This is a genomic window from Nocardiopsis codii (assembly GCF_036327455.1).
Classification (GTDB): domain Bacteria; phylum Actinomycetota; class Actinomycetes; order Streptosporangiales; family Streptosporangiaceae; genus Nocardiopsis; species Nocardiopsis codii.
On the sequence record NZ_JAUZMY010000012.1, the window covers coordinates 17,314 to 37,647 of the forward strand.

The window sequence follows — 20,334 nt, forward strand, 5'->3', positions numbered from 1 at the left end:
CCCTCCCCACCCATCCCCCTCACGATTGGACCGACGAACCCCATGACCACAACCCCGACCAGCGGGAGCGGAGCCCCGGGCAGAGCCCGCCGGGTCCTGCGCGCCGTCACCGCCTACGCGGGCGTCGCCGCCCTCGGAGCCTCGCTCGCCGTCGCGGCGGCGCCGGCCTCCGCCGACGAGACCGTCCCCCTCAGCGGGGGGTCGGCCGCCTGGGGCGTGAAGCAGTCCTTCCGCAACTACATCTCGGGCCCGATCGCCCACGGCGGCTACGAGGCCTCCAACGGCGCGACCGTCCTGGCGGACGGCACCGTGGACTTCCCCACGGCGGGCGGCGCGGTCTCCAAGGAGGACGCCTCCGGTGAGGTGAGCTTCGCCGGAACCGTCGTCTTCAGCGGCCACGACTACGGCCAGGGACCGGTCCTGGAGGTCCGCGTCTCCGACCCCCGCGTGGTCTTCGACGGCGACGCGGCCACGGTGTACGCGGACGTGACGAGCCGCGACTTCGGCGGCGCCAACCCGAACCTGCCCCCGGGCGCACTGGTCGAGTACGGCGAGGTCGCGGTCACCGAGCTGACCGGCGCCGAGCTGACCGTCGAAGGCGAGGAGATCGGCTTCACCTCCGCCGCGGGCACCCTGCACGCCGACGCGGTCGAGCCGTTCGCGAACTTCTACGCCGCCGGGTCCGCGATGGACCCGCTCTCCTTCACCGCCGGGATCGAGGACGTCACCGACCCGGGTGGCCCCCTCCTCGACCCGCGGGTCACCGTGGCCCCGGAGTCCGGCCTCGACCCCGAGGGCGACACCGTCACCCTCGAAGGCACAGGTTTCCGCCCGGGCCAGGGCGTCTACGCGGCTCTGACCGCCCTCCCGCAGTCGTCCGACTCCTACCCGGCCCACTACACCGGCGCGGTGTGGCTGCGCGGCGCCACCGCCCCCGGCGAGGACGGCGCGTTCAGCACCGAGGTGGCGGTGACCGGCTCCTACGACAATGGCGGCACCACCTTCGACTGCGTCGAGACGCAGTGCTACGTGGCGGTCTTCAACGACCACACCGACATCGCCAACCGCGACCAGGACGTGTGGACGCCCGTCTCGTTCACCTCCGAGGAGGAGCCGACGGAGGAGCCGACCGACCCGACGGACCCGGTCGACCCCGCCGGACCTCTGACCGTCCACAACGGCCGCGCCGACTGGGGTGTGAAGGAGTCGTTCCGCTCCTACATCACCGGGAACATCGCCCACGGTGAGATCAGCACCGAGAACGGCGCGACGACGAACGAGGACGGCACCTACGCGTTCACCAACGGCAGCGGCGAGGTCGACCTGGAGGCGTCCACGGCCGACATCGGGTTCGAGGGCACCGTCGTCTTCGAGGGCCACGTGTACGACGGGGCCGACCCGCTCCTGTACATGACGGTCACCGACCCCCGCGTGGAGATCGAGAACGGCGCCGGCGTCCTGTACGCCGACGTGGTCAGCAAGTCGCTCGCCAACGAGCAGCTCGTCACGTACGAGGACGTCGCGTTCGCCGACCTGGACCTGTCCGGCGTGGAGTACGAGCTCGCGGACGGCGTGCTGAGCTGGGACCCGATCCCCGCTTCCCTGACCGCCGAGGGAGTGCCCGCGTTCGCGGACTTCTACGCCGAGGGAGCGGCACTGGACCCGATCACCCTCACGGTGAGCGTGGACGAGGACGTCACGGTCCCGGGCGGCGGCGACGGCTCCGGGGGCACCCCGGGCGGTCCCGGCGACGGTGACGGTGACGGTGACGGCGGGGAGAACCCCGGCCTGCCCAACACTGGTACCGCCCTCGCGGGCCTGCTGGCCGCCGCCGTGGTGGCCGTGGCCGCCGGAGGCACGGCCGTGTACGCCGCCCGCAAGCGCGGCTCCACGGTGTCCGAGGACGCCGGGGTCTAGAGCCCGGCTGTGGGCGCCCGGCGACCGGGCGCCCACAGCGCTCCTCCCGGGGGCCGAAGGAGCCGAAGGTTCCCGCGCGAAAGGCGCCCGAGGGCCGAAGGAGCCGAAGGTTCCCGCGCGAAAGGCGCCCGAGGGCCGAAGCGAAGCGAAGGCCCGAAACAAACACCATCCGGGCGCCCGCGGGGTTCTGGAGGTACCGCAGGCGGGTTCGCGAGGAACGAGCCAACCCGCCGAAGGAGCCGAAGGTTCCCGCGTGGAAGGCGCCCGAGGGCCGAAGCGAAGCGAAGGCCCGAAACAAACACCATCCGGGCGCCCGCGGGGTTCTGGAGGTACCGCAGGCGGGTTCGCGAGGAACGAGCCAACCCGCCGAAGGGACCGAAGACTCCCGCGCGAAAGGCGCCCGGACAAACACGAAGGCCTTGGCACAGCGACTGTGTCAAGGCCTTCCGTGTGGCACCCGCCGCGTGGAGGCGACGTGGAGACGTCCTACTTCATCATCTCCTCGTAGGCCTTCTTGCAGTCGGGGCACACGGGGAACTTCTTGGGGTCCCGGTTGGGGACCCAGACCTTGCCGCACAGGGCGATCACCGGGTTGCCGGTGACAGCGCTCTCGGTGATCTTGTCCTTCTGCACGTAGTGGGCGAACCGCTCCCGGTCCCCACCGTCGTGGGAGATGTCCGGCTTGGTCTCGCTGTCAGGAAGGACCTTGTTGAGGATGTCCATCGCCATCGTGCCTCACACCTTTCGACGTCTGCGTTCCACGGTATAGGGTGCCGCACCCACCCCGGTGGGCGCTCAGTTCATGGTGGGATCGTCCGGGTAGGTGGACATGAGCGCCAACTGTCCGCCCTGGCGACGGAGGACGCGCGACCACAGGCCCTCGGGTTCGGTGGTGAACACGTCCGAGGCGACGGCGTCGACGACGAACCACGCGCCCTCGGCGATCTCCTCCTCCAGCTGGCCCGCGCTCCACCCGGCGTAGCCGGCGAACACGCGGAACGCGCCCAGGGCCGTCCCCAGCACCTGCGGGGGGCCTTCGAGGTCGACCACGCCGAGCCCGTCCAGGCCCGCTCCCGGGGCGAGGCCCTCCAGCGGCGACCAGCCCGGCGGCGGTTCTCCCGCGCCGGCCACACCCAGGGCTATGCCGGTGTCCTCCCCGACCGGGCCGCCCGAGAACATCACCGCCGGCTCGCTCGCGTAGGCGCCCCAGTCGGTGACGACCTCGTCAACGGCCATACCCAGGGGGCGGTTGAGGATCACTCCGAGGGTGCCGTCGCCCGCGTCGTCCACGACGAACACCACCGAGCGGCGGAAGGAGTCCTCCTGGAGGAGGGGGGCGGCCACCAGGAGCCGCCCGGTCATTGTCGACTGGTCCATGCTGCACCTCTACCCCGGAACAGCCGCCGTCCCGCCCGTGTTCCCAGGCCGTTACCTGCCCGGGTCCACGGGCCCCCCGCCGCGGAAGGCCCCTCCCGGGGTCACTCCCCCTGGTCGCGCAGCCCGCGCTGGGCGACCTCGCGCACCGCGGTCGCCACGTGGGTGGACAGGTCGGAGTGGAACACGCTGGGGATGATGTAGTTCGGGCCCAGCTCGTCCTCGCTGACGACGTCGGCGAGGGCCTCGGCGGCGGCGACCATCATGTCCGAGGTGACGTGGTGGCTCTGGGCGTCGAGCAGTCCGCGGAAGAAGCCGGGGAAGACCAGGACGTTGTTGATCTGGTTCGGGTAGTCGCTGCGGCCCGTGGCGACGACGGCGGCGTGCAGGTGCGCGACCTCGGGGTCGACCTCCGGGTCGGGGTTGGCCAGCGCGAAGATGATCGAGTCGTCGTTCATCTCGGCGATGGCCTCGCCGTCGAGCAGGTTGGGGGCGGAGACGCCGATGAACACGTCCGCGCCGACGACGGCGCCCTTGAGGTCACCGCTGTAGCCGGCGGGGTTGGTGTTCTCGGCGATCCACTGGAGGTTGGGGTCCTGGTTCTCGCGCCCGGTGTGCACGGCGCCGTGGACGTCGCTGACGATGATGTCGCGTGCCCCGGCGTGCATGAGGAGCTTGAGGATGGCGGTGCCGGCCGCGCCCGCGCCGGACATGGCGATGCGGACCTCGCTGAGCTTCTTGCCGACGACGCGCAGGGCGTTGCGCAGGGCGGCGAGGACGACGATGGCGGTGCCGTGCTGGTCGTCGTGGAAGACGGGGATGTCGAGCAGTTCGCGCAGGCGGGCCTCGACCTCGAAGCAGCGGGGCGCGGAGATGTCCTCCAGGTTGATGCCTCCGAAGCCCGGGGCGATCACCTGGACGGTGCGGACGATCTCGTCCACGTCCTGGGTGTCCAGGGCGATGGGCCAGGCGTCGATGTCGGCGAAGCGTTTGAACAGGGCGGCCTTGCCCTCCATGACGGGCATGGCGGCCTCGGGGCCGATGTTGCCCAGGCCCAGGACGGCGGATCCGTCGGTGACGACGGCGACGCTGTTGCGCTTGATGGTCAGGCGGCGGGCGTCGTCCTTGTTGGCGGCGATGGCCTGGGAGACGCGTGCGACGCCGGGGGTGTAGGCCATGGAGAGCTCGTCGCGGTTGCGCAGCGGCACCTTCGACTTCATCTCGATCTTGCCGCCGAGGTGCATGAGGAAGGTCCGGTCGCTGACCTTGTGCACGATGACGCCGTCGATGGCGCCCAGGGCGTCGACGATGGCCTGCGCGTGCTCGGTGTCCCGGGCGGCGCAGGTGACGTCGATGCGGATGCGCTCGTGCCCGGCCGCGGCCACGTCCAGCGCGGTGATCATGCCGCCCACCTGCTCGACGGCGTTGGTGAGGCTGCCGACGGCGCTTCCCCCAGCGTCCAGTTCGAGGCGGACGGTGATGGAGTACGAAACGCTGGGAAGGGTGGCCACGTGTTGCTCCTCGGCTCTGGCTCGGTGTTGTGCGTCCGTCGGGCACGCGGACGGCCCCTCCCCCGGGACGCACCGCCGACGTCGGGGACCTCCCGCCGCGGGGCGGTGCCGCGCTCACACGGCCCGCCCGGGGCCCGGTGCGGTCGGCGCGTGCGCGGGGCGGCGCTCGCGTCCCGTCCTCGTGCGGGCGAGGGTGTCCTGCATGCCCGGTTCACGCGGCCTCCACGGTGGTGGCGGCCGCACACGGACCTCGGTTACGGGTGGGGGCTGGTCGGGACCCGGAACCAAGTCGCCTTACCTTACCTGAGTCAAGCGCCCACCGACAGCACAAGGTGACAATTACCGTGATGGTAAAAAATCGCACAAATTACGCCGACCCGGAGGTGTCGTCGGGGCGAAGGCCTGTCGTCGGCGGGACGTCCCCGTCGTCGCCCTTGACGGGCGCCACCCGGTCCGCGGCCGCCCTCGCGACGAGGTCGGCGCAGGCCTCCAGTGACAGCGCCGCGGTGTCCAGGACCAGGTGGTAGTGCCGGGGGTCGGCGGGGTCGGCGTGGTAGAAGCGGCGCACGTAGGCGGCTCGGGCGCGGTCGTTGTCGTCCAGCAGCCGCAGCGTGGGCACCCCCTCGCCCCAGCCGTGGCCGGAGCACTCCTCCCGGTCCCCGGACTCCCACAGGGCGCGTGCCCTGCGCAGCCGGGCACGGCGGTCGCCGTCCAGGCGGACGTGCAGGGCGGTGGCGTGGTCGGCGAGGACCACGGCTCCCGCTCGCCCGAGGACGACGCCGCCGTTGTGGGCGACCTCGCCGATGACGAGTTCGGTCTGCTCGACGAACTCGTGGTCGTAGAGGAGGCGCCCCTCGTCGTCGGTCATGCCGATGAAGGCGGTGTCCACGCTTCCCAGGGTGACGGTGGGGAGGCGTGCGGCGCTGGCGAGGAGGCGTTCGAGCCCTCCCGGGGCGCGGTCGTCGCGCTGGAGGACCTCGTCCAGGGAGCAGCCGATCTGGGCCGCCACAGCGCTGGGGATCGCGCGGTCGAGGAAGGCCACACCCAGCCGTGCCGCGACGGCGGGGCCGACCGCGCTGCCTCCCGCACCGTAGGTGGCCGAGATCGTGACCACGGGCTCGCTGGTCCTGCGGGGGGTGTCGTCGCTCGCCATGGGGCACCTGCCGGGTCGACCGACGGACCGTTCCGTCCGCCTCTTACTGAGTCTTTACCCAGGCGGCGAACGCCTACCCCACCCGCGGGAGCCCGCGCGGGGACGGTCCGGCCCCCGTCGCGTCCGCCCCGGCGGGCCGCCGGGAGCGCGGAGGCGCGGACGGGCCGTGGCGGCCCCGGTCGGAACGACCGGGGCCGGAACGGTCACCGGTCGGAACGACCGGGGCCGGAACGGTCACCGGGCCTCCGCTGTCCGGTCAGAACAGCGCCGAGGTCAGCTTGCGCCGGGCCGCGCTCACCCGCGGGTCGCCGGGCGGCAGCAGGTCGAACAGCCCGAGCAGGTGCGTGCGCACCCGGTCGCGGTCGCCGTCGCGCGTGACCCTGACCGCGGCGATGAGGCGGTCGAAGGCGTCCTCGAACTTGCCGCCGTACATGTCGATGTCGGCCGCGGTGGTCTGGGCGCCCACGTCCGCCGGGTCGGCGTCGGCGGCGGCGAGGGCCGCGTCGGGGTCGACGTCCTGGAGTCGGCCCACCAGGCCGACCTGGGCGAGCTTGTTCCGCGACTCGGTGTCACCCGGGTCGGCCTCGACGGCCTTGGCGTAGACGGCCGCAGCGGCGTCGAAGTCGCCGCGGTCCAGGGCCTCCTGGGCCTCGATGTCCACCGGGCGGCCCTGCGGCTCCTCCGGCTGCCCGGCGCCGTCGGCCTCGGGGCCCGGCTCGCCCGCCAGGGTGCCGGGGTGGCCCGGGGGCAGCGCGCCCTGCTCCTGGAGGGCGGCGAACGCCTCGGTGAGCCAGCCGGTCAGCTGCTCCTCGGTCGCCGGACCCGCCGGGCCGGGCAGGAGCTGCCCCTGGACGGCCACGATGATCATCGGGGAGGTCGGCACACGGAGGGCCTGGACCAGCTGCGGGCTGGCGTCGCTGTCGACCTTGGCCAGGAACCAGTTCCCGCCGGAGGCCGCCGAGAGCTTGTCCAGGACGTCCTCGAACTGCTTGGACTGGTCGGACCAGCCGGCGAGGACGGCCAGCACGACCGGAGCGGTCATGGACCGCTCCAGGACCTGGGCCTGGAAGGTGGACTCGTCGACGTTGAAGGCGTAGGGGTTGGATCGACCCGCCGACTCCGCCGCGCGCTGTTTGGCCTCGCGTTCCATGGCCGCCTTGCGCGCGCCGAGGTCAACGGCACTGTTCGGTGAAAAGTCCGAAGGCTGCATGCTTCCATCCTGCCGTATCCGCGGGGAGGGCGTGGACCACCCGGGAAGGGCTGGGGGGCGGGCCTCCCCTCCCGGGCCCCCGCGGTACGAACGACGGGCCCCGCCGGAGGGTTCCGGCGGGGCCCGTGCGGGTGGGGAGGCGCGGGTCTCAGAAGCGCGGATCCTCGGTGTAGGTCCCGAACTCCTCCCCCATCGCCGCGCAGATCTCGCCCATCGTGGCCTCGGCGCGGGCGGCGTCCATGATCAGCGGGATGAGGTTGCGGTCGCCGGCGCGGACCCCCTGGAGGAGGGCGGCCAGGGACGCGTCCACCGCGGCGCCGTCGCGCCGGACCCGGCGCTCGGCCAGCTCGCGCTTCTGCTCGTGCTCCACTTCGTGGCTGATCCGGAGGATGTCCAGCTCACCGGAGACCGTGTTGGTGTGGCAGTTGACCCCGACGATGCGCTTGTCGCCCTTCTCCAGGGCCTGCTGGTACTGGAACGCGGACTCGGCGATCTCCGAGCCGAAGTAACCGTTCTCGATCCCGGCGAGGATGCCGGAGGTCATCGGGCCGATCGCGTGCTCGGCGCCCTCTCCCCCGCCCATCCGCAGGATCTGCTCGAAGATCCGCTCCGCCTCGGCCTCCAGCTCGTCGGTGAGCGACTCCAGGTACCAGGAACCGCCGAGCGGGTCGGCCACGTTGACGATCCCGGTCTCCTCCATCAGCACCTGCTGGGTGCGGAGGGCGATCTCGGCGGACTGCTCCGTAGGCAGCGCCAGGGTCTCGTCCAGGGCGTTGGTGTGCAGCGAGTTCGTGCCGCCGAGCACTGCGGCGAGGGCCTCGACCGCGGTGCGGACCACGTTGTTGTAGGGCTGCTGGGCGGTGAGGGAGACCCCGGCGGTCTGGGTGTGGAACCGCAGCCACTGGGCCTTCTCGGTCCGGGCTCCGTAGACGTCCCTGAGCCGGCGCGCCCAGATGCGCCGGGCCGCGCGGAACTTGGCGATCTCCTCGAAGAAGTCGATGTGCGCGTCGAAGAAGAACGACAGCCCGGGCGCGAACGCGTCCACGTCGAGCCCGCGCGAGAGTCCGAGCTCGACGTAGCCGAAGCCGTCGGCGAGCGTGTAGGCGAGCTCCTGCGCGGCTGTGGCCCCGGCCTCGCGGATGTGGTAGCCCGACACCGACAGGGGCTTGTACGCGGGGATGTGCTCCGCGCAGTACTCCATGAGGTCGCCGATCAGCCTCAGCTGGGGCTCCGGCGGGTACAGCCACTCCTTCTGGGCGATGTACTCCTTGAAGATGTCGGTCTGGAGCGTGCCGTTGAGCGTGCGGATGTCGACGCCCTGCCGCTCGGCCGCGACCAGGTACATGCAGAACGCCGGGATGGCGGGCCCGCTGATGGTCATGGAGGTCGTGGTGTCGCCGAGCGGGATGCCGTCGAAGAGCAGGTCCATGTCGGCCACGGAGTCGATCGCCACCCCGCAGTGGCCGACCTCGCCCAGGGCGTGGGGCGAGTCGGAGTCGTGGCCCATGAGGGTGGGCATGTCGAACGCGACCGAGAGCCCGCCTCCCCCGGAGGCCAGGATCATCTTGTAGCGCTCGTTGGTCTGTCGCGCGTTGCCGAAGCCGGCGAACTGGCGGATGGTCCAGGCCCGCCCCCGGTAGCCCGTGGGGTAGAGGCCACGGGTGTAGGGGAACTCGCCGGGCCAGCCGACGCGCTCGAAGCCGGGCACCTCGGAGCCGGGCGCGGGACCGTAGACCGGTTGCAGCGGGCGCCCGGACAGCGACGTGAAGTCGGCGTCGCGGGTGCGCGCGGCGTCGTAGCGGCGCTGCCAGCGCTCGCGCCCGGCCTCGATCTCCTGGGCCCCGCCGCCGTTGGTGGGGTCGCTCGTGGTGTTCGCCATGACAAAATAGTAGGACGTCCAACTAAATATGTACAGGGACGGCGCCCACGGCGTCCCGGGCCCGGGACGGGCGGGTCAGCGGCCCTCGACGCCCTCGGAGACGGGCGCGGGGAAGTCGCCGAAGTCCACCCTGAGCTTGGTGAACGTCTCGTGCATGCGCCACAGCTCCTCGTCGGAGTAGCAGCCCAGCCCGAAGTCCATGCCCGTCAGCGCCCGGGTGGCCTCCTCGGTGACCGCGCGCCCGGTGTCGGTGATGTCGGCCAGCACGCCGCGGCCGTCGCTCGGATTGGGGCGGCGGCGCACGAAGCCCTGCCCCTCCAGCCGGTCGATGGTGTTGGTGACGCTGGTCGGGTGCACCATGAGCCGCTCCCCGATCTTGCCCAGGGGCAGGGAGCCGGAGGCGCTGAAGGTGAGGAGGACGAGGGCCTCGTAACGGGCGAAGGTCAGACCGAACGGCTTGAGGGCGCCGTCCAGCTCGCCGATGAGGATCTGCTGCGCGCGCATGACCGAGGTGACCGCCGCCATCGCGGGCGAGGCACCCCATCTGCGCGTCCAGTTGTCGTGTGCGCGCTCGATCGGGTCGAACGGAAGATTCAACGGGTTTCCCACGCCGTCACTCTAGGGCGTGCCCGGAGAACACCGTCCGCCACGAGCACCGCCTCCGGCCTTAGCATCCGACCGCAGCAGGGTCAATGCGTTCCGGTGGCCACAAGGGGACACGGGCGGTACCGGAGGCCGGTCCACCCCGCCAGCTCGGAAAATCCGAAACCGGGCCGGGATTCCTCCAGAAAGTTCACGGGAGGCCGTTGACGTCACCCGTAATTATTAGTTAAGTTTCCTAAAAATTTATCCCCCCACGTCAGAGGCACCGGATCGATTTCCGGACCTTACTTCGCTCGTGGACCACCCCGTCTGGAGAGCACACCCGCGCACTCCGTCCGCCCGACCCGGCCGCAGCCCATCCCACACGCTCGACGGTTCGACGGCCTCCCCCGCCCCCAGCTCATGACCAGGAGATCTCCCGACGTGAGAGCACGACGTTCCAGCACCCTGCTCGCGGCCCTCGCGGCCGCCGTGCTGGCCGCCCCACTGGCGGTCGCACCGTCCACCGCCGCCGCAGACGAGGCCGACGCCTCCGACCTCACGGTCACCTACGTCGAGTCCGCCCGCTGGAACACCGGCTACACCGGTGAGATCACCGTCCACAACGCCTCGGACGCCCCCGTCGACGACTGGACCGTCGAGTTCTCGCTGCCCGACGGCAGCCGCATCCACGAACTGTGGAACGCGAGCCTGGCGGGCACCGCCGAGGGCTACACGATCACCCCGCCCCGCTGGGGCGCCGCCGTTCCGGCGGGCGGCGAGTACTCCTTCGGCTTCAACGGACTGCACGCGGACGGCGGCACCGGCCCCGTCGGCTGCCTCGTCAACGGCTCCCCGTGCGCGGGCGGCGGCGAAGGCCCCTCCCACGACAGCTACTCCGTCGCCTACTTCACCCAGTGGGGGCCCGCGGAGCGCGACTACCACGTCAGCGACCTGGTCGACAGCGGCAGCGCCGAGAAGCTCACGCACATCCAGTACGCGTTCGGCAACGTCGGCGCCGACGGCGAGTGCGTCATGACCGACGAGGAGGGGCAGGGGGACGCCCTCGCCGACTACGGCCGCCCCGTCCCCGCCGACCAGAGCGTCGACGGCGTCGCCGACGATCCCGACCAGGCGCTGCGAGGCAACTTCAACCAGCTCCTCAAGCTCAAGGAGCAGTACCCCGAGCTGGTCGTCAGCATCTCCCTCGGCGGCTGGGAGTGGTCTCGGCACTTCTCCGACGCAGCCCTGACCGAGGAGTCGCGCGAGAGGCTCGTCAGCTCCTGCCTCGACCTCTACCTCAAGGGCGACCTGCCCCTGCTCAACGGTGCGGGCGGCGACGCCGCCGCCCAGGGGGTCTTCGACGGCATCGACCTCGACTGGGAGTGGCCCGGCTCGGACGGCAACCCGCACAACGTCGTCCGCCCCGAGGACAAGGAGAACTTCACCGCCCTGGTGCAGGAGTTCCGCGACCAGCTGGACGCACTCGGCACCGAGGACGACCGCCACTACGAGCTGACCGCCTTCCTGCCCGCCGGGGGCTGGCGGCTGGACGCCGGTTTCGAGCTGGACGAGCTCATGCCGAACTTCGACTTCGTCACCGTCCAGGGCTACGACTACCACGGCACCTGGGAGTCCGTCACCAACCACCAGTCGAACCTGGTCACCGACGCCCGCGACCCCGAGCCCGTGATCTCGGCCGAGCTCATCCACCAGGCCTACGTCGACCGCGGCGTCGACCCGGCCCAGCTCGTCCTGGGGATCCCCTTCTACGGCCAGGGGTGGACCGGTGTGGAGCCCGGACCCGACGGCGACGGCCTCTTCCAGCCCGCGACGGGCCCCGCGCAGGGCACCTACGGCGCCGGCACCGAGGACTGGAAGGTCCTCCGGGAGCTCACCGACGACGGCTTCGAACTCCACCGCAACGACGAGGCCGGAACGGCCTGGCTCTACGACGGCAGGACGCTCTGGACCTACGACGACGAGACCGCCGTCGCCCAGAAGACCGACTGGGCCCAGGCCCAGGGCATGGGCGGCGTGATGATCTGGTCCATCGACGGCGACGACGCCGACGGCAGCCTCATGGCGGCCATCGACGGGGCGCTGGCCGACTGAGGCCCTGAAGCCCCCGGTCCGGTGACCCCGGACCGGGACCGAGCGGCGTCGGTGCTCTGATCCGGGGAGCACCGCCGCCACGGCCGGCGCGGACCGATGTGCGACGGTCCGCGCCGGCCCCCCACTCCCCCTCCTCCACCCCCAGCGGGAGGAACCGCCATGCCCCTGCCACGCACACGCCACCGCTCACGCGCACCCCCGACCCGGTCCTGGTCAGCTCCGATCACCGCACTCCCTGGGCGCACACCCCCTGCCGGACGCCGCCCGAGAACGCCCACGGCGAACGGCACCCCCCACACCGCTCACGCACCAGGAGCAACCAGTGAGAGCACGACGACTCAGGAACCGCCTCGCGGCGCTCGCGGCCGCCCTCATAGCCGTCCCCCTCGCCCTGTCCCCCGCACCCGCCGCCGCCGACACCGCCGGCGTCACCGTCACCTACGTGGAGACCAGCCGCTGGGAGACCGGCTACGGCGGACAGATCACCATCGCCAACGCGTCCGGCACCCCCCTGTCCGACTGGAGCATCGAGTTCGGGCTGCCCTCGGGTACCGCCATCACGTCCCTGTGGAACGCCACCCTGACCCGGTCCGGCGGCACCCACACCCTCACCCCGCCCTCCTGGGGCGCCGACGTCCCCGCGGGCGGCAGCTACTCCATCGGGTTCAACGGCACCCACGGCGGCGGCGACACCGTCCCCGTGAACTGCCTGGTCAACGGCAACAGCTGCTCCGGCGAACCCGGCGGGGACGACACCGAGCCGCCCACCGCGCCGACCGGGCTGACCGTCACCGGCACCACCTCCACCACCGTGACCCTGGGCTGGGCGGCCGCCACCGACGACGTCGCCGTCGCGGGCTACGAGGTCCTGTCCGGCGGGGCGGTCGTCCGCGCCGTCACCACCACCTCGGCGACCGTCACGGGGCTGGCACCCGGGACCGGGCACACGTTCACGGTGCGCGCCTACGACAGCTCCAACAACCGGGGCCCGGAGACCGCCGCCGTCAGCGCGACCACCGACGCGGGGGGCGGCCCCACCGACCCGCCCCAGGAGCGCCGCGTGGCGTACTTCACCCAGTGGGGCATCTACGACCGGGGCTACCTCGTCCGGAACCTGGAGACGTCGGGCACCGCCGAGAAGCTGACCCACATCAACTACGCGTTCGGCAACATCAACGCCAACGGCGAGTGCTTCATGGCCAACCAGCTCGGCCAGGGCGACGCCTGGGCCGACTACGGGCGCTCCTTCACCGCCGACCAGAGCGTCGACGGCGTGGCCGACACCTGGAACCAGTCCCTCCGCGGCAACTTCAACCAGATCCTCAAGCTCAAGGAGCAGCACCCCGACCTGAAGGTCAACATCTCCCTCGGCGGCTGGACCTGGTCCGAGCACTTCTCCGACGCCGCGCTGACCGCCGAGTCCCGAGAGCGCATGGTCTCGTCCTGCGTCGACCAGTTCCTGCGCGGCAACCTCCCGCTCTTCGACGGTGCGGGCGGGCCCGGCTCCGCCGAGGGCGTCTTCGACGGCATCGACCTCGACTGGGAGTGGCCCGGCTCCGCGGGGCACGAGCACAACACCATCCGCCCCGAGGACAGGGAGAACTTCACGGCCCTGGTCTCCGAGTTCCGCGACCAGCTGGACGCGCTCGGCGCCGAGACCGGCCGCGACTACGAGCTGACCGCGTTCCTGCCCGCGGACCCCGAGAAGATCGACCTCGGCTTCGAGATGCAGCCGCTGATGACCGACTTCGACTTCATCACCGTGCAGGGCTACGACTACCACGGCGCCTGGGAGAACACCGCGAACCACCAGTCCAACCTCGTCGAGCACCCCGACGACCCCGGGCCGGACGTCTACTCGACCCGGAGCACGGTCCAGGCCTACCTCGACCACGGCGTCGACCCCGCCGACATGGTCCTCGGTGTGCCCTTCTACGGCCGCGGCTGGACCGGGGTCCCGCCCGGCCCGAACGGCGACGGCCTCTTCCAGCCCGCCACCGGAGCCGCCCCAGGGCGCTACGAGGCCGGGATCCAGGACTGGAAGCTCCTCAAGGACCTGACCGGATACGAGCTGCACCGTGACGACGAGCTGGGCACGGCCTGGCTCTACAACGGCTCCACCCTGTGGAACTACGACGACGAGACGTCCATGGCCCAGAAGACCGACTGGGCCCAGGCCAACGGCCTCGGCGGAGTGATGATCTGGTCCGTCGACGGCGACGACGCGAACGGCAGCCTCATGAACGCCATCGACACCGCGCTGGCCGACTGACCCCGGCCGTACCGGAACCGACAGGGCCCGCCCCCCGCCGGGAACGGGCGGGGGCCGACACGGACAGGACGTCCGCGTCGGCCCCCGTCGTCCCGGTGCTCCCGCGCGGGGGCCGGATCCGCCCTCCCTACGCCCCGAGTTCCGACAACAGTCTCTCGGCGGCGGCGTAGGGGTCGCTGCGGCCCTCGGCGACCTCCCGGGCGAGCGCGTCCAGGCCCTTCTCGTCGCCGACGTCGCCCAGGCGGGCGCGCAGCCGCTCCAGCACGATCGCCTGGACCTCGTCCCTCGCACGGGCACGCCGCCTCCCGGCCAGCTGCCCGCTCGCCTCCAGGTGGGCGAAGTGCTCCTCGACGCGCTCCCACAGCTCGGCGACGCCCTCGTCCTTCGCGGCGACGGTCATGACGATCGGCGGCTTCCACTCGTCGTCGGCGCGGTCCTTCATGGCGACCATCTGGCGCAGCTCGCGCAGGGTCACCCTGGCCCCGTCCCGGTCCGCCTTGTTCACGGCGAACACGTCGGCGACCTCCAGCACGCCCGCCTTCGCGGCCTGCACCGCGTCACCCATGCCCGGTGCGGACAGCACCACGGTCGTGTCGGCCCGGCCCGCGATCTCCACCTCGGCCTGCCCCACGCCCACCGTCTCGACCAGGATCACGTCGAATCCGGCGGCGTCCAGCACCCGCAGCGCGTGGGGGGTGGCCCAGGACAGTCCCCCCAGGTGCCCCCTGTTGGCCATGGAGCGGATGTACACGCCCGGGTCGGTGGCGTGCTCCTGCATCCGCACCCGGTCCCCGAGCAGCGCGCCTCCCGTGAACGGCGACGACGGGTCGACCGCCAGGACGGCCACGGTCAGCCCCCTGGCCCGGACGGCGCGCACGACGGCGTTGGTGGTGGTGGACTTGCCCACCCCGGGCGACCCGGTGAACCCGACGACCCTCGCCCGCCCGGTGTGGGGCGCCAGGCCCGCCATGATCTCGCTCAGTTCCTCGGAGCCGTTCTCGACGAGGGTGATCGCGCGGGCCAGCGCCCGGCGGTCACCGCCCCGGACCCGTTCGACCAGCTGGGGGGCGTGCATGGGACTCCTCGGTGTCGGAGGGAGCAGGACGGGGCGAGGGCTCGTGACCCCCGCCCCGCCGCTGTCAGGTGCGTCTGCGCTCCGGGGCTCCCCCGGGCGCGGTGTGTCTTCGGAACAGTGTCTTCGGAGGTGCCGCCCCGACGGGATCCGCCACGCGGGCGGCCGGGGGTCGCCCGGTCTCCGCGCCCGCGCCGGGGCCCGTGGGGAGGGCGGGACGTCCGGCCCCGGGGTGCTCGGGGCACCCCGGGGCCGGAGGCGCCCGGTACCGCCTACTCGGCGGGCACCGTGAACAGCAGGGCGTCGCCCTGGCCGCCGCCCCCGCACAGGGCCGCGGCGCCGAGTCCGCCGCCCCTGCGGCGGAGCTCGTGGACCAGGTGGAGGGCGATACGGGCGCCGGAGGCGCCGATCGGGTGGCCGATCGCGATCGCGCCGCCGTTCACGTTCACGATGTCCTCGGAGACGCCCAGGTCCTTGGTGGACTGGAGTCCGACCGCGGCGAACGCCTCGTTGATCTCGATCAGGTCCAGGTCCTCCACGGACTTCCCGGCCTTGGCCAGGGCGTGCCGGATCGCGTTGGACGGCTGGGAGTGCAGCGAGTTGTCCGGGCCCGCGACGTTCCCGTGCGCGCCGATCTCGGCGAGGATCGGAGCGCCCAGCTCCTCCGCCTTGGCACGGCTCATCACGACCACCGCGGCGGCGCCGTCGGAGATCTGGGAGGACGATCCGGCCGTGATCGTGCCCTCGCCGTCGAAGGCGGGGCGCAGCTTGCCCAGGCCCTCCGCCGTGGTCCCGGGGCGCACGCCCTCGTCGGCGGCGAAGACGACCGGGTCGCCCTTGCGCTGCGGGATCTCCACCGGGACGATCTCCGCGTCGAAGCGCCCCGCCTCCGCGGCGGCGGCGGCCCGCTGGTGCGAGCGGGCCGAGAACTCGTCCTGCTCACGGCGCCCGATGCCGAGCTTGGCGTTGTGCCGCTCCGTGGAGGCGCCCATGGAGTCGCCCTCGAAGGCGTCGGTGAGCCCGTCGTGCGCGGTCGCGTCCAGGACCTCGACCGAACCGTACTTGTAGCCCTTGCGGGACTTGGGGAGCAGGTGCGGCGCGTTGGTCATGGACTCCATGCCGCCGGCCACCACCACGTCGAACTCGCCCGCCCTGATGAGCTGGTCGGCGAGGGCGATGGCGTCGAGGCCCGAGAGGCAGACCTTGTTGATGGTCACCGACGGCACGTCCATGGGGATGCCGGCCTTGACCGCGGCCTGGCGGGACGGGATCTGGCCGGCGCCGGCCTGGAGCACCTGTCCCATGACCACGTATCCGACCTGGTCACCGCTGATACCGGCGCGTTCCAGGGCCGCCTTGATGGCGAAGCCGCCGAGGTCGGCGGCGGAGAACCCGGCGAGGGAGCCGAGGAGTCTGCCGGTGGGGGTACGCGCCCCACCGACGATGACGGAACCTGGCATCGTAACTGGCCTCCAAGTGATGTGTGACGCACCTGGTCTGCAACGATACCCACACCGCCGTCAGCGAACTCCGGGAGGTTCACCCCATGAGCGACGTACCCGACCCCGCCAGCCCGTTCTCCGGGCTGACCCGCCTCGACCACGTGGGGATCGCGTGCCGCGACCTCGACGCCTCGATCGCGTTCTACCGGGAGACCTACGGTTTCGAGGTGGAGCACCGGGAGGTGAACGAGGAGCAGGGCGTCCGTGAGGCCATGCTCCGGATCAACGGCACGGACGACGGCGGCGCCACGTATCTGCAACTGCTCGAACCCACCCGCGACGACTCCCCCGTGGCGAAGTTCCTGGCGCGCAACGGCGAGGGGGTGCACCACGTGGCCTTCGGCACGTCCGACGTCGCACGCAGCGCCGAGGCGGTCGGGGCCCACGGGGTGCGTGTGCTCGACCCCGAGCCGCGGACCGGGACGGCGGGGTCGAGGATCGTCTTCCTGCACCCGAAGGACAACGGTGGTGTGCTCACGGAGCTGGTACAAACCACGCACTGATTTGGCGCGGTTCCGAAACAACGTCACAGGGGCGTTCCGGACGCATCACATCTTGAGTTCCACTGGTGTGGTTGACCTTAGACCCCGCCGGAAGTTACACGAAACCCTCTTCCCAGGGGTTCCACGCTTGATAAAGTCGGCTAGCTGCCGGATTTGTTTTCCGGAGTTGGTCCATGTCTTGCAGTCCGGTGGTCGAGCCGGGTCGGCCGTCACGCCGTGCCGCCGTGTCGAGAGGACAGGGCACACGCGGACGACATCGGAGGCGGTCAGGGGCTCCCATGCCCGCAGCGCCGGTCCACCGCCCCGGTTCGCACACCCCCTTCCGGACACACCCGTCCGCCGGGGACGGCGCCACCGCCCTCATGTCGTCCCCGGTCCGTTTGCAAGTTAGCCGTCTCGCACCCGTTCAGGATTCCGCCACATGCCGTCAAACAACATTGACACCCAGCTCAACAACATCTTCGACGAAGACAACACCCCGCCCGAATTCGACGTGGTGCTGCGTGGCTATGACCGCACCCAGGTGACGGACTACCTGGACGGCCTGCGCAACGAGGTCAAGCAGAACAGCAAGCAGATCGAGAAGTTCAAGGCCGAACTCTCCTCCAAGAACCGCCAGCTGCAGGAGCGGGAGCGCCCCTCCTACTCCGGCCTGGGCTCTCGGATCGAGGAACTGCTGCGCCTCGCGGAGGAGCAGGCCAACGAGCTGGTCCAGAGCGCGCAGATCGACGCGAACGACATCCGCTCGGCGGCCAAGATCGAGGCCGCCGAGATGCGCGCGGCCGCCGAGTCCGAGGCCACCGAGGTCCGCACGCTCGCCCAGCGCGAGGCCGACGAGCAGCGCCAGACCGCCGAGTCCGAGGCCGAGGAGATCAGCACCACGGCCCGCCGCGAGGCGGACGAGCTGGCCTCCACCACCGAGCGCGAGGTCCAGAAGAAGCGCTCCGCGGTCGACCACGAGATCGCGGAGAAGCGCGCCACCTTCGAGGGCGAGATCGCGAAGCTGCGCACGACCACGGAGCGCGAGTGCGCCCAGGCCCGTGCCGCCGCCAAGCGCGAGCGCGACGAGACCATCCAGTCGGCCAAGAGCCAGGCCGAGGAGCTGCGCAAGAACGCCGAGCGCGCGTACGCCGAGTCCGAGGCCCGCCGCACCGAGACCGAGGACCAGTTCGAGCTCCAGCTGGCCGACCGTCGCGCGGAGGCCGAGCGCCAGGACGCCGAGCGTCTGGCCGCCGCCCAGGCCGCCACCCAGAAGATGGTCAACGAGGCGGAGGAGCGGGCCTCCAGCGCCGAGCAGCGCGCCACCAAGGCGAGCCAGCAGGCGGAGCAGACCCGCCGCGACGCCGAGAACCACGCCAAGCAGCTGGTCGGCAACGCGAAGAAGAACGCCTCGCAGATCGAGGCCGAGGCCAAGTCGAAGTCGGAGCACCAGCTCAACGACGCCAAGTCCGAGGCCAACCGGATCATGACGGCCGCCCGCAAGGAGGTCGACGAGCTCAACCGCCAGCGCGACAGCATCCAGTCGCACCTGCAGCAGCTGCGCCAGCTGCTCGGTGGCGGCGGTGCCGCCCCGGCTCCGGCCCCCGCCGCGCCGGTCGCTCCCGCCGCACCCGCCCCCGCCGCGATCGCCCCGCAGGAGCCCGCTCCGGCCCTGGCCGAGGAGCCCAAGCAGCCGGCGCACTCCGGCAAGGGCACCGACGACGAGGACTGGTGGCAGGAGTAGCGTTCCGGCCGTCCCGCGGCCGCCGCTCCCTCAGCCCTGCGCCCTAGGCGGAGCCGGTGAACACGCGGAAGGACCCGTCTCCCCGGGGGAGGCGGGTCCTTCGCTGTCAGGGGCCGTGACCGGCCCCGGAGGCGGCCGGGCCGACGCGCCGCGCGTCCGCGGGCGGCCGTGCGGGCGTGACCACCGTGGCCGAAGCAGCACTGGAGATCAGTGGGACTCGTGAGGCTGATGGGATCACGGACGTCCCCGCGAGGAGACGTACGACTCATTTCCTACGCGAGGGTCTGCACGTCCTTCTCGTAGGGCCCGTCCCACTCGGTCGGCAGCGGGTAGGCCTCCGGGTTGACCCTCCTGACGATCTCGTCGAGCACCCGGCGCACGTACGGCTCTCCCACCCACAGGTGCTTGGCGCCCTCCACACCGATCACCTCGGCCTGCGTGAGCGGCTTGAACCGCTCCTTCGCCTCGTCGGGGCGCAGGTAGTCGTCGTGCTCGGGGACCAGGGCCACCACGGGCTTGCCGGTCTCGGCCCACGCCGCCAGGTCGGACTCGTCGGCGCGGTGCAGCGGCGGGGACAGCAGGAGGGCGCCGCGCACCTGCGGGTCGGCGCCCCACTTGAGCGCCAGCTCGGTGCCGAACGACCAGCCGAGCAGCCAGGGCTCGGGCAGCCCCTCGAACTCGGTGAACTCGATGGCGGCGAGCACGTCGTGCCGCTCGGTCTCGCCCTCGCCGAAGACGCCCTGGCTGGTGCCGTGCCGCGACGTCGTGCCGCGCGTGTTGAACCGGAGCACCGCGACGTCGGCCAGTGCGGGGAGCCGGAACGACGCCTTGCGCAGGACGTGGCTGTCCATCATGCCCTCGGCGGTGGGCAGCGGGTGCAGGCACACCAGTGTGGCCACCGGTGTCCGGCCCTCGGGCAGGGCCAGCTCACCGACGAGCTCCAGCCCGTCGGCGGTGTGCAGGGTGATGGGTCGTCTCACGGCGGGCAGCACCGTGGTGGCTCGAATCTCCATGGCTCCTCGTGTCCTGGGTGGGTGGCTGTGGGCCGCGCGGCGGATCCGCGGACGGCGGGGCGGGCGTCCACCCGGGTCCGACCGGCCCGTGTCAGGGCTCCAGGGGCCCGTGGGCGCCGACCGGGCTCAGTAGCGCGGTGCCCTGGGCGAGCGGTGCGAACGCCGGTCCCAGCAGGAGGAGTGCCAGTGGCGCCGGTCGCCGCCGTCTCCGTAGGGGCGCCAGGCCACGACGTGGGGCATGCCGGACGGGATCTCCTGGGCGCAGCCGGGGCAGCGGTAGGCCTTGGCGGCGGACGCGCCGGGGATGCGCCGTGTGACCCACTCCCCGTCCGGGCCGGTCTCCCGGCGCTGCCCTCCGGTGACGCGCAGCATGAGGGAGTCCTCGTCGGGGACTCCACCGGAGGAGTCACGGCCCCGGGCGGGTTTGCGGCGGGAGGAGTTACGTCGCGGGCTCACACCGTCAAGGGTAGGAGAGGAACGACAGTGGCCGCCGTCACACCTGCGACGG

General features: G+C 71.9%; 16 protein-coding genes. 5 read left to right on the forward strand and 11 right to left on the reverse strand.

Translation table 11 applies throughout. The features are described 5' to 3' along the window. The first annotated feature begins 42 nt into the window (after positions 1–42). A complete protein-coding gene (locus Q8791_RS13770; protein ID WP_330092080.1) occupies positions 43–1,917 on the forward strand; it encodes an HtaA domain-containing protein in 1,875 nt (624 codons plus the stop codon). Between the two features lie 486 nt (positions 1,918–2,403). Here Q8791_RS13770 and Q8791_RS13775 read toward each other — a convergent pair whose 3' ends face one another. The 7 genes from Q8791_RS13775 to Q8791_RS13805 all read right to left on the reverse strand — a co-directional run bounded on the left by Q8791_RS13775 (position 2,404) and on the right by Q8791_RS13805 (position 9,641). Beyond that, a complete protein-coding gene (locus Q8791_RS13775) occupies positions 2,404–2,646 on the reverse strand; it encodes a DUF3039 domain-containing protein (RefSeq protein WP_330092081.1) in 243 nt (80 codons plus the stop codon). A gap of 66 nt (positions 2,647–2,712) precedes the next feature. Further along, the gene (locus Q8791_RS13780) at positions 2,713–3,294 is read right to left on the reverse strand and encodes a YqgE/AlgH family protein (protein ID WP_330092082.1); all 582 of its coding nucleotides are present in this window, start codon (positions 3,292–3,294) and stop codon (positions 2,713–2,715) included. Positions 3,295–3,395: 101 nt separating this feature from the next. After that, a complete protein-coding gene (locus tag Q8791_RS13785) occupies positions 3,396–4,802 on the reverse strand; it encodes an NAD-dependent malic enzyme (RefSeq protein WP_330092083.1) in 1,407 nt (468 codons plus the stop codon). A gap of 367 nt (positions 4,803–5,169) precedes the next feature. Continuing rightward, positions 5,170–5,955 (reverse strand): cytidylate kinase-like family protein, encoded by a 786-nt coding sequence (locus tag Q8791_RS13790; protein WP_330092084.1) that lies wholly within the window; start codon positions 5,953–5,955, stop codon positions 5,170–5,172. A gap of 256 nt (positions 5,956–6,211) precedes the next feature. After that, positions 6,212–7,165, reverse strand: coding sequence for a tetratricopeptide repeat protein (locus tag Q8791_RS13795; protein ID WP_330092085.1), 954 nt, complete (start codon positions 7,163–7,165; stop codon positions 6,212–6,214). 148 nt (positions 7,166–7,313) lie between these two features. Beyond that, complete coding sequence (locus Q8791_RS13800) at positions 7,314–9,044, reverse strand: acyl-CoA mutase large subunit family protein (protein ID WP_330092086.1); 1,731 nt, start codon at positions 9,042–9,044, stop codon at positions 7,314–7,316. A gap of 75 nt (positions 9,045–9,119) precedes the next feature. Further along, positions 9,120–9,641 carry a MarR family winged helix-turn-helix transcriptional regulator gene (locus tag Q8791_RS13805; RefSeq protein ID WP_330092212.1) on the reverse strand — a complete coding sequence of 174 codons (522 nt, stop codon included), beginning with the start codon at positions 9,639–9,641 and terminating at the stop codon, positions 9,120–9,122. A gap of 429 nt (positions 9,642–10,070) precedes the next feature. Here Q8791_RS13805 and Q8791_RS13810 point away from each other — a divergent pair, with 429 nt between their 5' ends. Together Q8791_RS13810 and Q8791_RS13815 are read left to right on the forward strand one after the other, a co-directional pair. Next, complete coding sequence (locus Q8791_RS13810) at positions 10,071–11,741, forward strand: glycosyl hydrolase family 18 protein (protein ID WP_330092087.1); 1,671 nt, start codon at positions 10,071–10,073, stop codon at positions 11,739–11,741. A gap of 322 nt (positions 11,742–12,063) precedes the next feature. After that, positions 12,064–14,013: a glycosyl hydrolase family 18 protein gene (locus Q8791_RS13815; protein ID WP_330092088.1), complete on the forward strand. Its 1,950-nt coding sequence runs from the start codon at positions 12,064–12,066 to the stop codon at positions 14,011–14,013. A 127-nt stretch (positions 14,014–14,140) separates the two neighbouring features. Here the strand turns inward: Q8791_RS13815 and meaB are convergent, their stop codons facing one another. Together meaB and Q8791_RS13825 are read right to left on the reverse strand one after the other, a co-directional pair. Then, entirely contained in the window at positions 14,141–15,088 is a 948-nt protein-coding gene (meaB, locus tag Q8791_RS13820; protein ID WP_330092089.1) for a methylmalonyl Co-A mutase-associated GTPase MeaB, read from the reverse strand. 269 nt (positions 15,089–15,357) lie between these two features. Beyond that, positions 15,358–16,545, reverse strand: coding sequence for an acetyl-CoA C-acetyltransferase (locus Q8791_RS13825; protein ID WP_330092090.1), 1,188 nt, complete (start codon positions 16,543–16,545; stop codon positions 15,358–15,360). An 86-nt stretch (positions 16,546–16,631) separates the two neighbouring features. On the opposite strand from Q8791_RS13825, the gene mce reads away from it, so the two are divergent. Then, positions 16,632–17,090, forward strand: coding sequence for a methylmalonyl-CoA epimerase (gene mce / locus Q8791_RS13830; RefSeq protein WP_330092091.1), 459 nt, complete (start codon positions 16,632–16,634; stop codon positions 17,088–17,090). 421 nt (positions 17,091–17,511) lie between these two features. Then, positions 17,512–18,813, forward strand: a complete 1,302-nt coding sequence (locus Q8791_RS13835; protein WP_330092092.1) for a DivIVA domain-containing protein — start codon at positions 17,512–17,514, stop codon at positions 18,811–18,813. Positions 18,814–19,085: 272 nt separating this feature from the next. Here the strand turns inward: Q8791_RS13835 and Q8791_RS13840 are convergent, their stop codons facing one another. Beyond that, complete coding sequence (locus tag Q8791_RS13840; RefSeq protein WP_330092093.1) at positions 19,086–19,826, reverse strand: alpha/beta hydrolase; 741 nt, start codon at positions 19,824–19,826, stop codon at positions 19,086–19,088. Between the two features lie 126 nt (positions 19,827–19,952). Then, positions 19,953–20,282, reverse strand: coding sequence for an ATP/GTP-binding protein (locus Q8791_RS13845; protein WP_330092094.1), 330 nt, complete (start codon positions 20,280–20,282; stop codon positions 19,953–19,955). Between the last annotated feature and the right edge of the window lie 52 nt (positions 20,283–20,334).

What these genes read in the sequence shown, in the direction of transcription:
- Q8791_RS13790 (WP_330092084.1), bottom strand. Translation starts at nt 5,955, where the DNA reads ATGGCGAGCGACGACACCCCCCGCAGGACCAGCGAGCCCGTGGTCACG.
- Q8791_RS13800 (WP_330092086.1), bottom strand. Translation starts at nt 9,044, where the DNA reads ATGGCGAACACCACGAGCGACCCCACCAACGGCGGCGGGGCCCAGGAG.
- Q8791_RS13825 (WP_330092090.1), bottom strand. Translation starts at nt 16,545, where the DNA reads ATGCCAGGTTCCGTCATCGTCGGTGGGGCGCGTACCCCCACCGGCAGA.
- Q8791_RS13775 (WP_330092081.1), bottom strand. Translation starts at nt 2,646, where the DNA reads ATGGCGATGGACATCCTCAACAAGGTCCTTCCTGACAGCGAGACCAAG.
- Q8791_RS13795 (WP_330092085.1), bottom strand. Translation starts at nt 7,165, where the DNA reads ATGCAGCCTTCGGACTTTTCACCGAACAGTGCCGTTGACCTCGGCGCG.
- Q8791_RS13780 (WP_330092082.1), bottom strand. Translation starts at nt 3,294, where the DNA reads ATGGACCAGTCGACAATGACCGGGCGGCTCCTGGTGGCCGCCCCCCTC.
- meaB (WP_330092089.1), bottom strand. Translation starts at nt 15,088, where the DNA reads ATGCACGCCCCCCAGCTGGTCGAACGGGTCCGGGGCGGTGACCGCCGG.
- mce (WP_330092091.1), top strand. Translation starts at nt 16,632, where the DNA reads ATGAGCGACGTACCCGACCCCGCCAGCCCGTTCTCCGGGCTGACCCGC.
- Q8791_RS13835 (WP_330092092.1), top strand. Translation starts at nt 17,512, where the DNA reads ATGCCGTCAAACAACATTGACACCCAGCTCAACAACATCTTCGACGAA.
- Q8791_RS13770 (WP_330092080.1), top strand. Translation starts at nt 43, where the DNA reads ATGACCACAACCCCGACCAGCGGGAGCGGAGCCCCGGGCAGAGCCCGC.
- Q8791_RS13840 (WP_330092093.1), bottom strand. Translation starts at nt 19,826, where the DNA reads ATGGAGATTCGAGCCACCACGGTGCTGCCCGCCGTGAGACGACCCATC.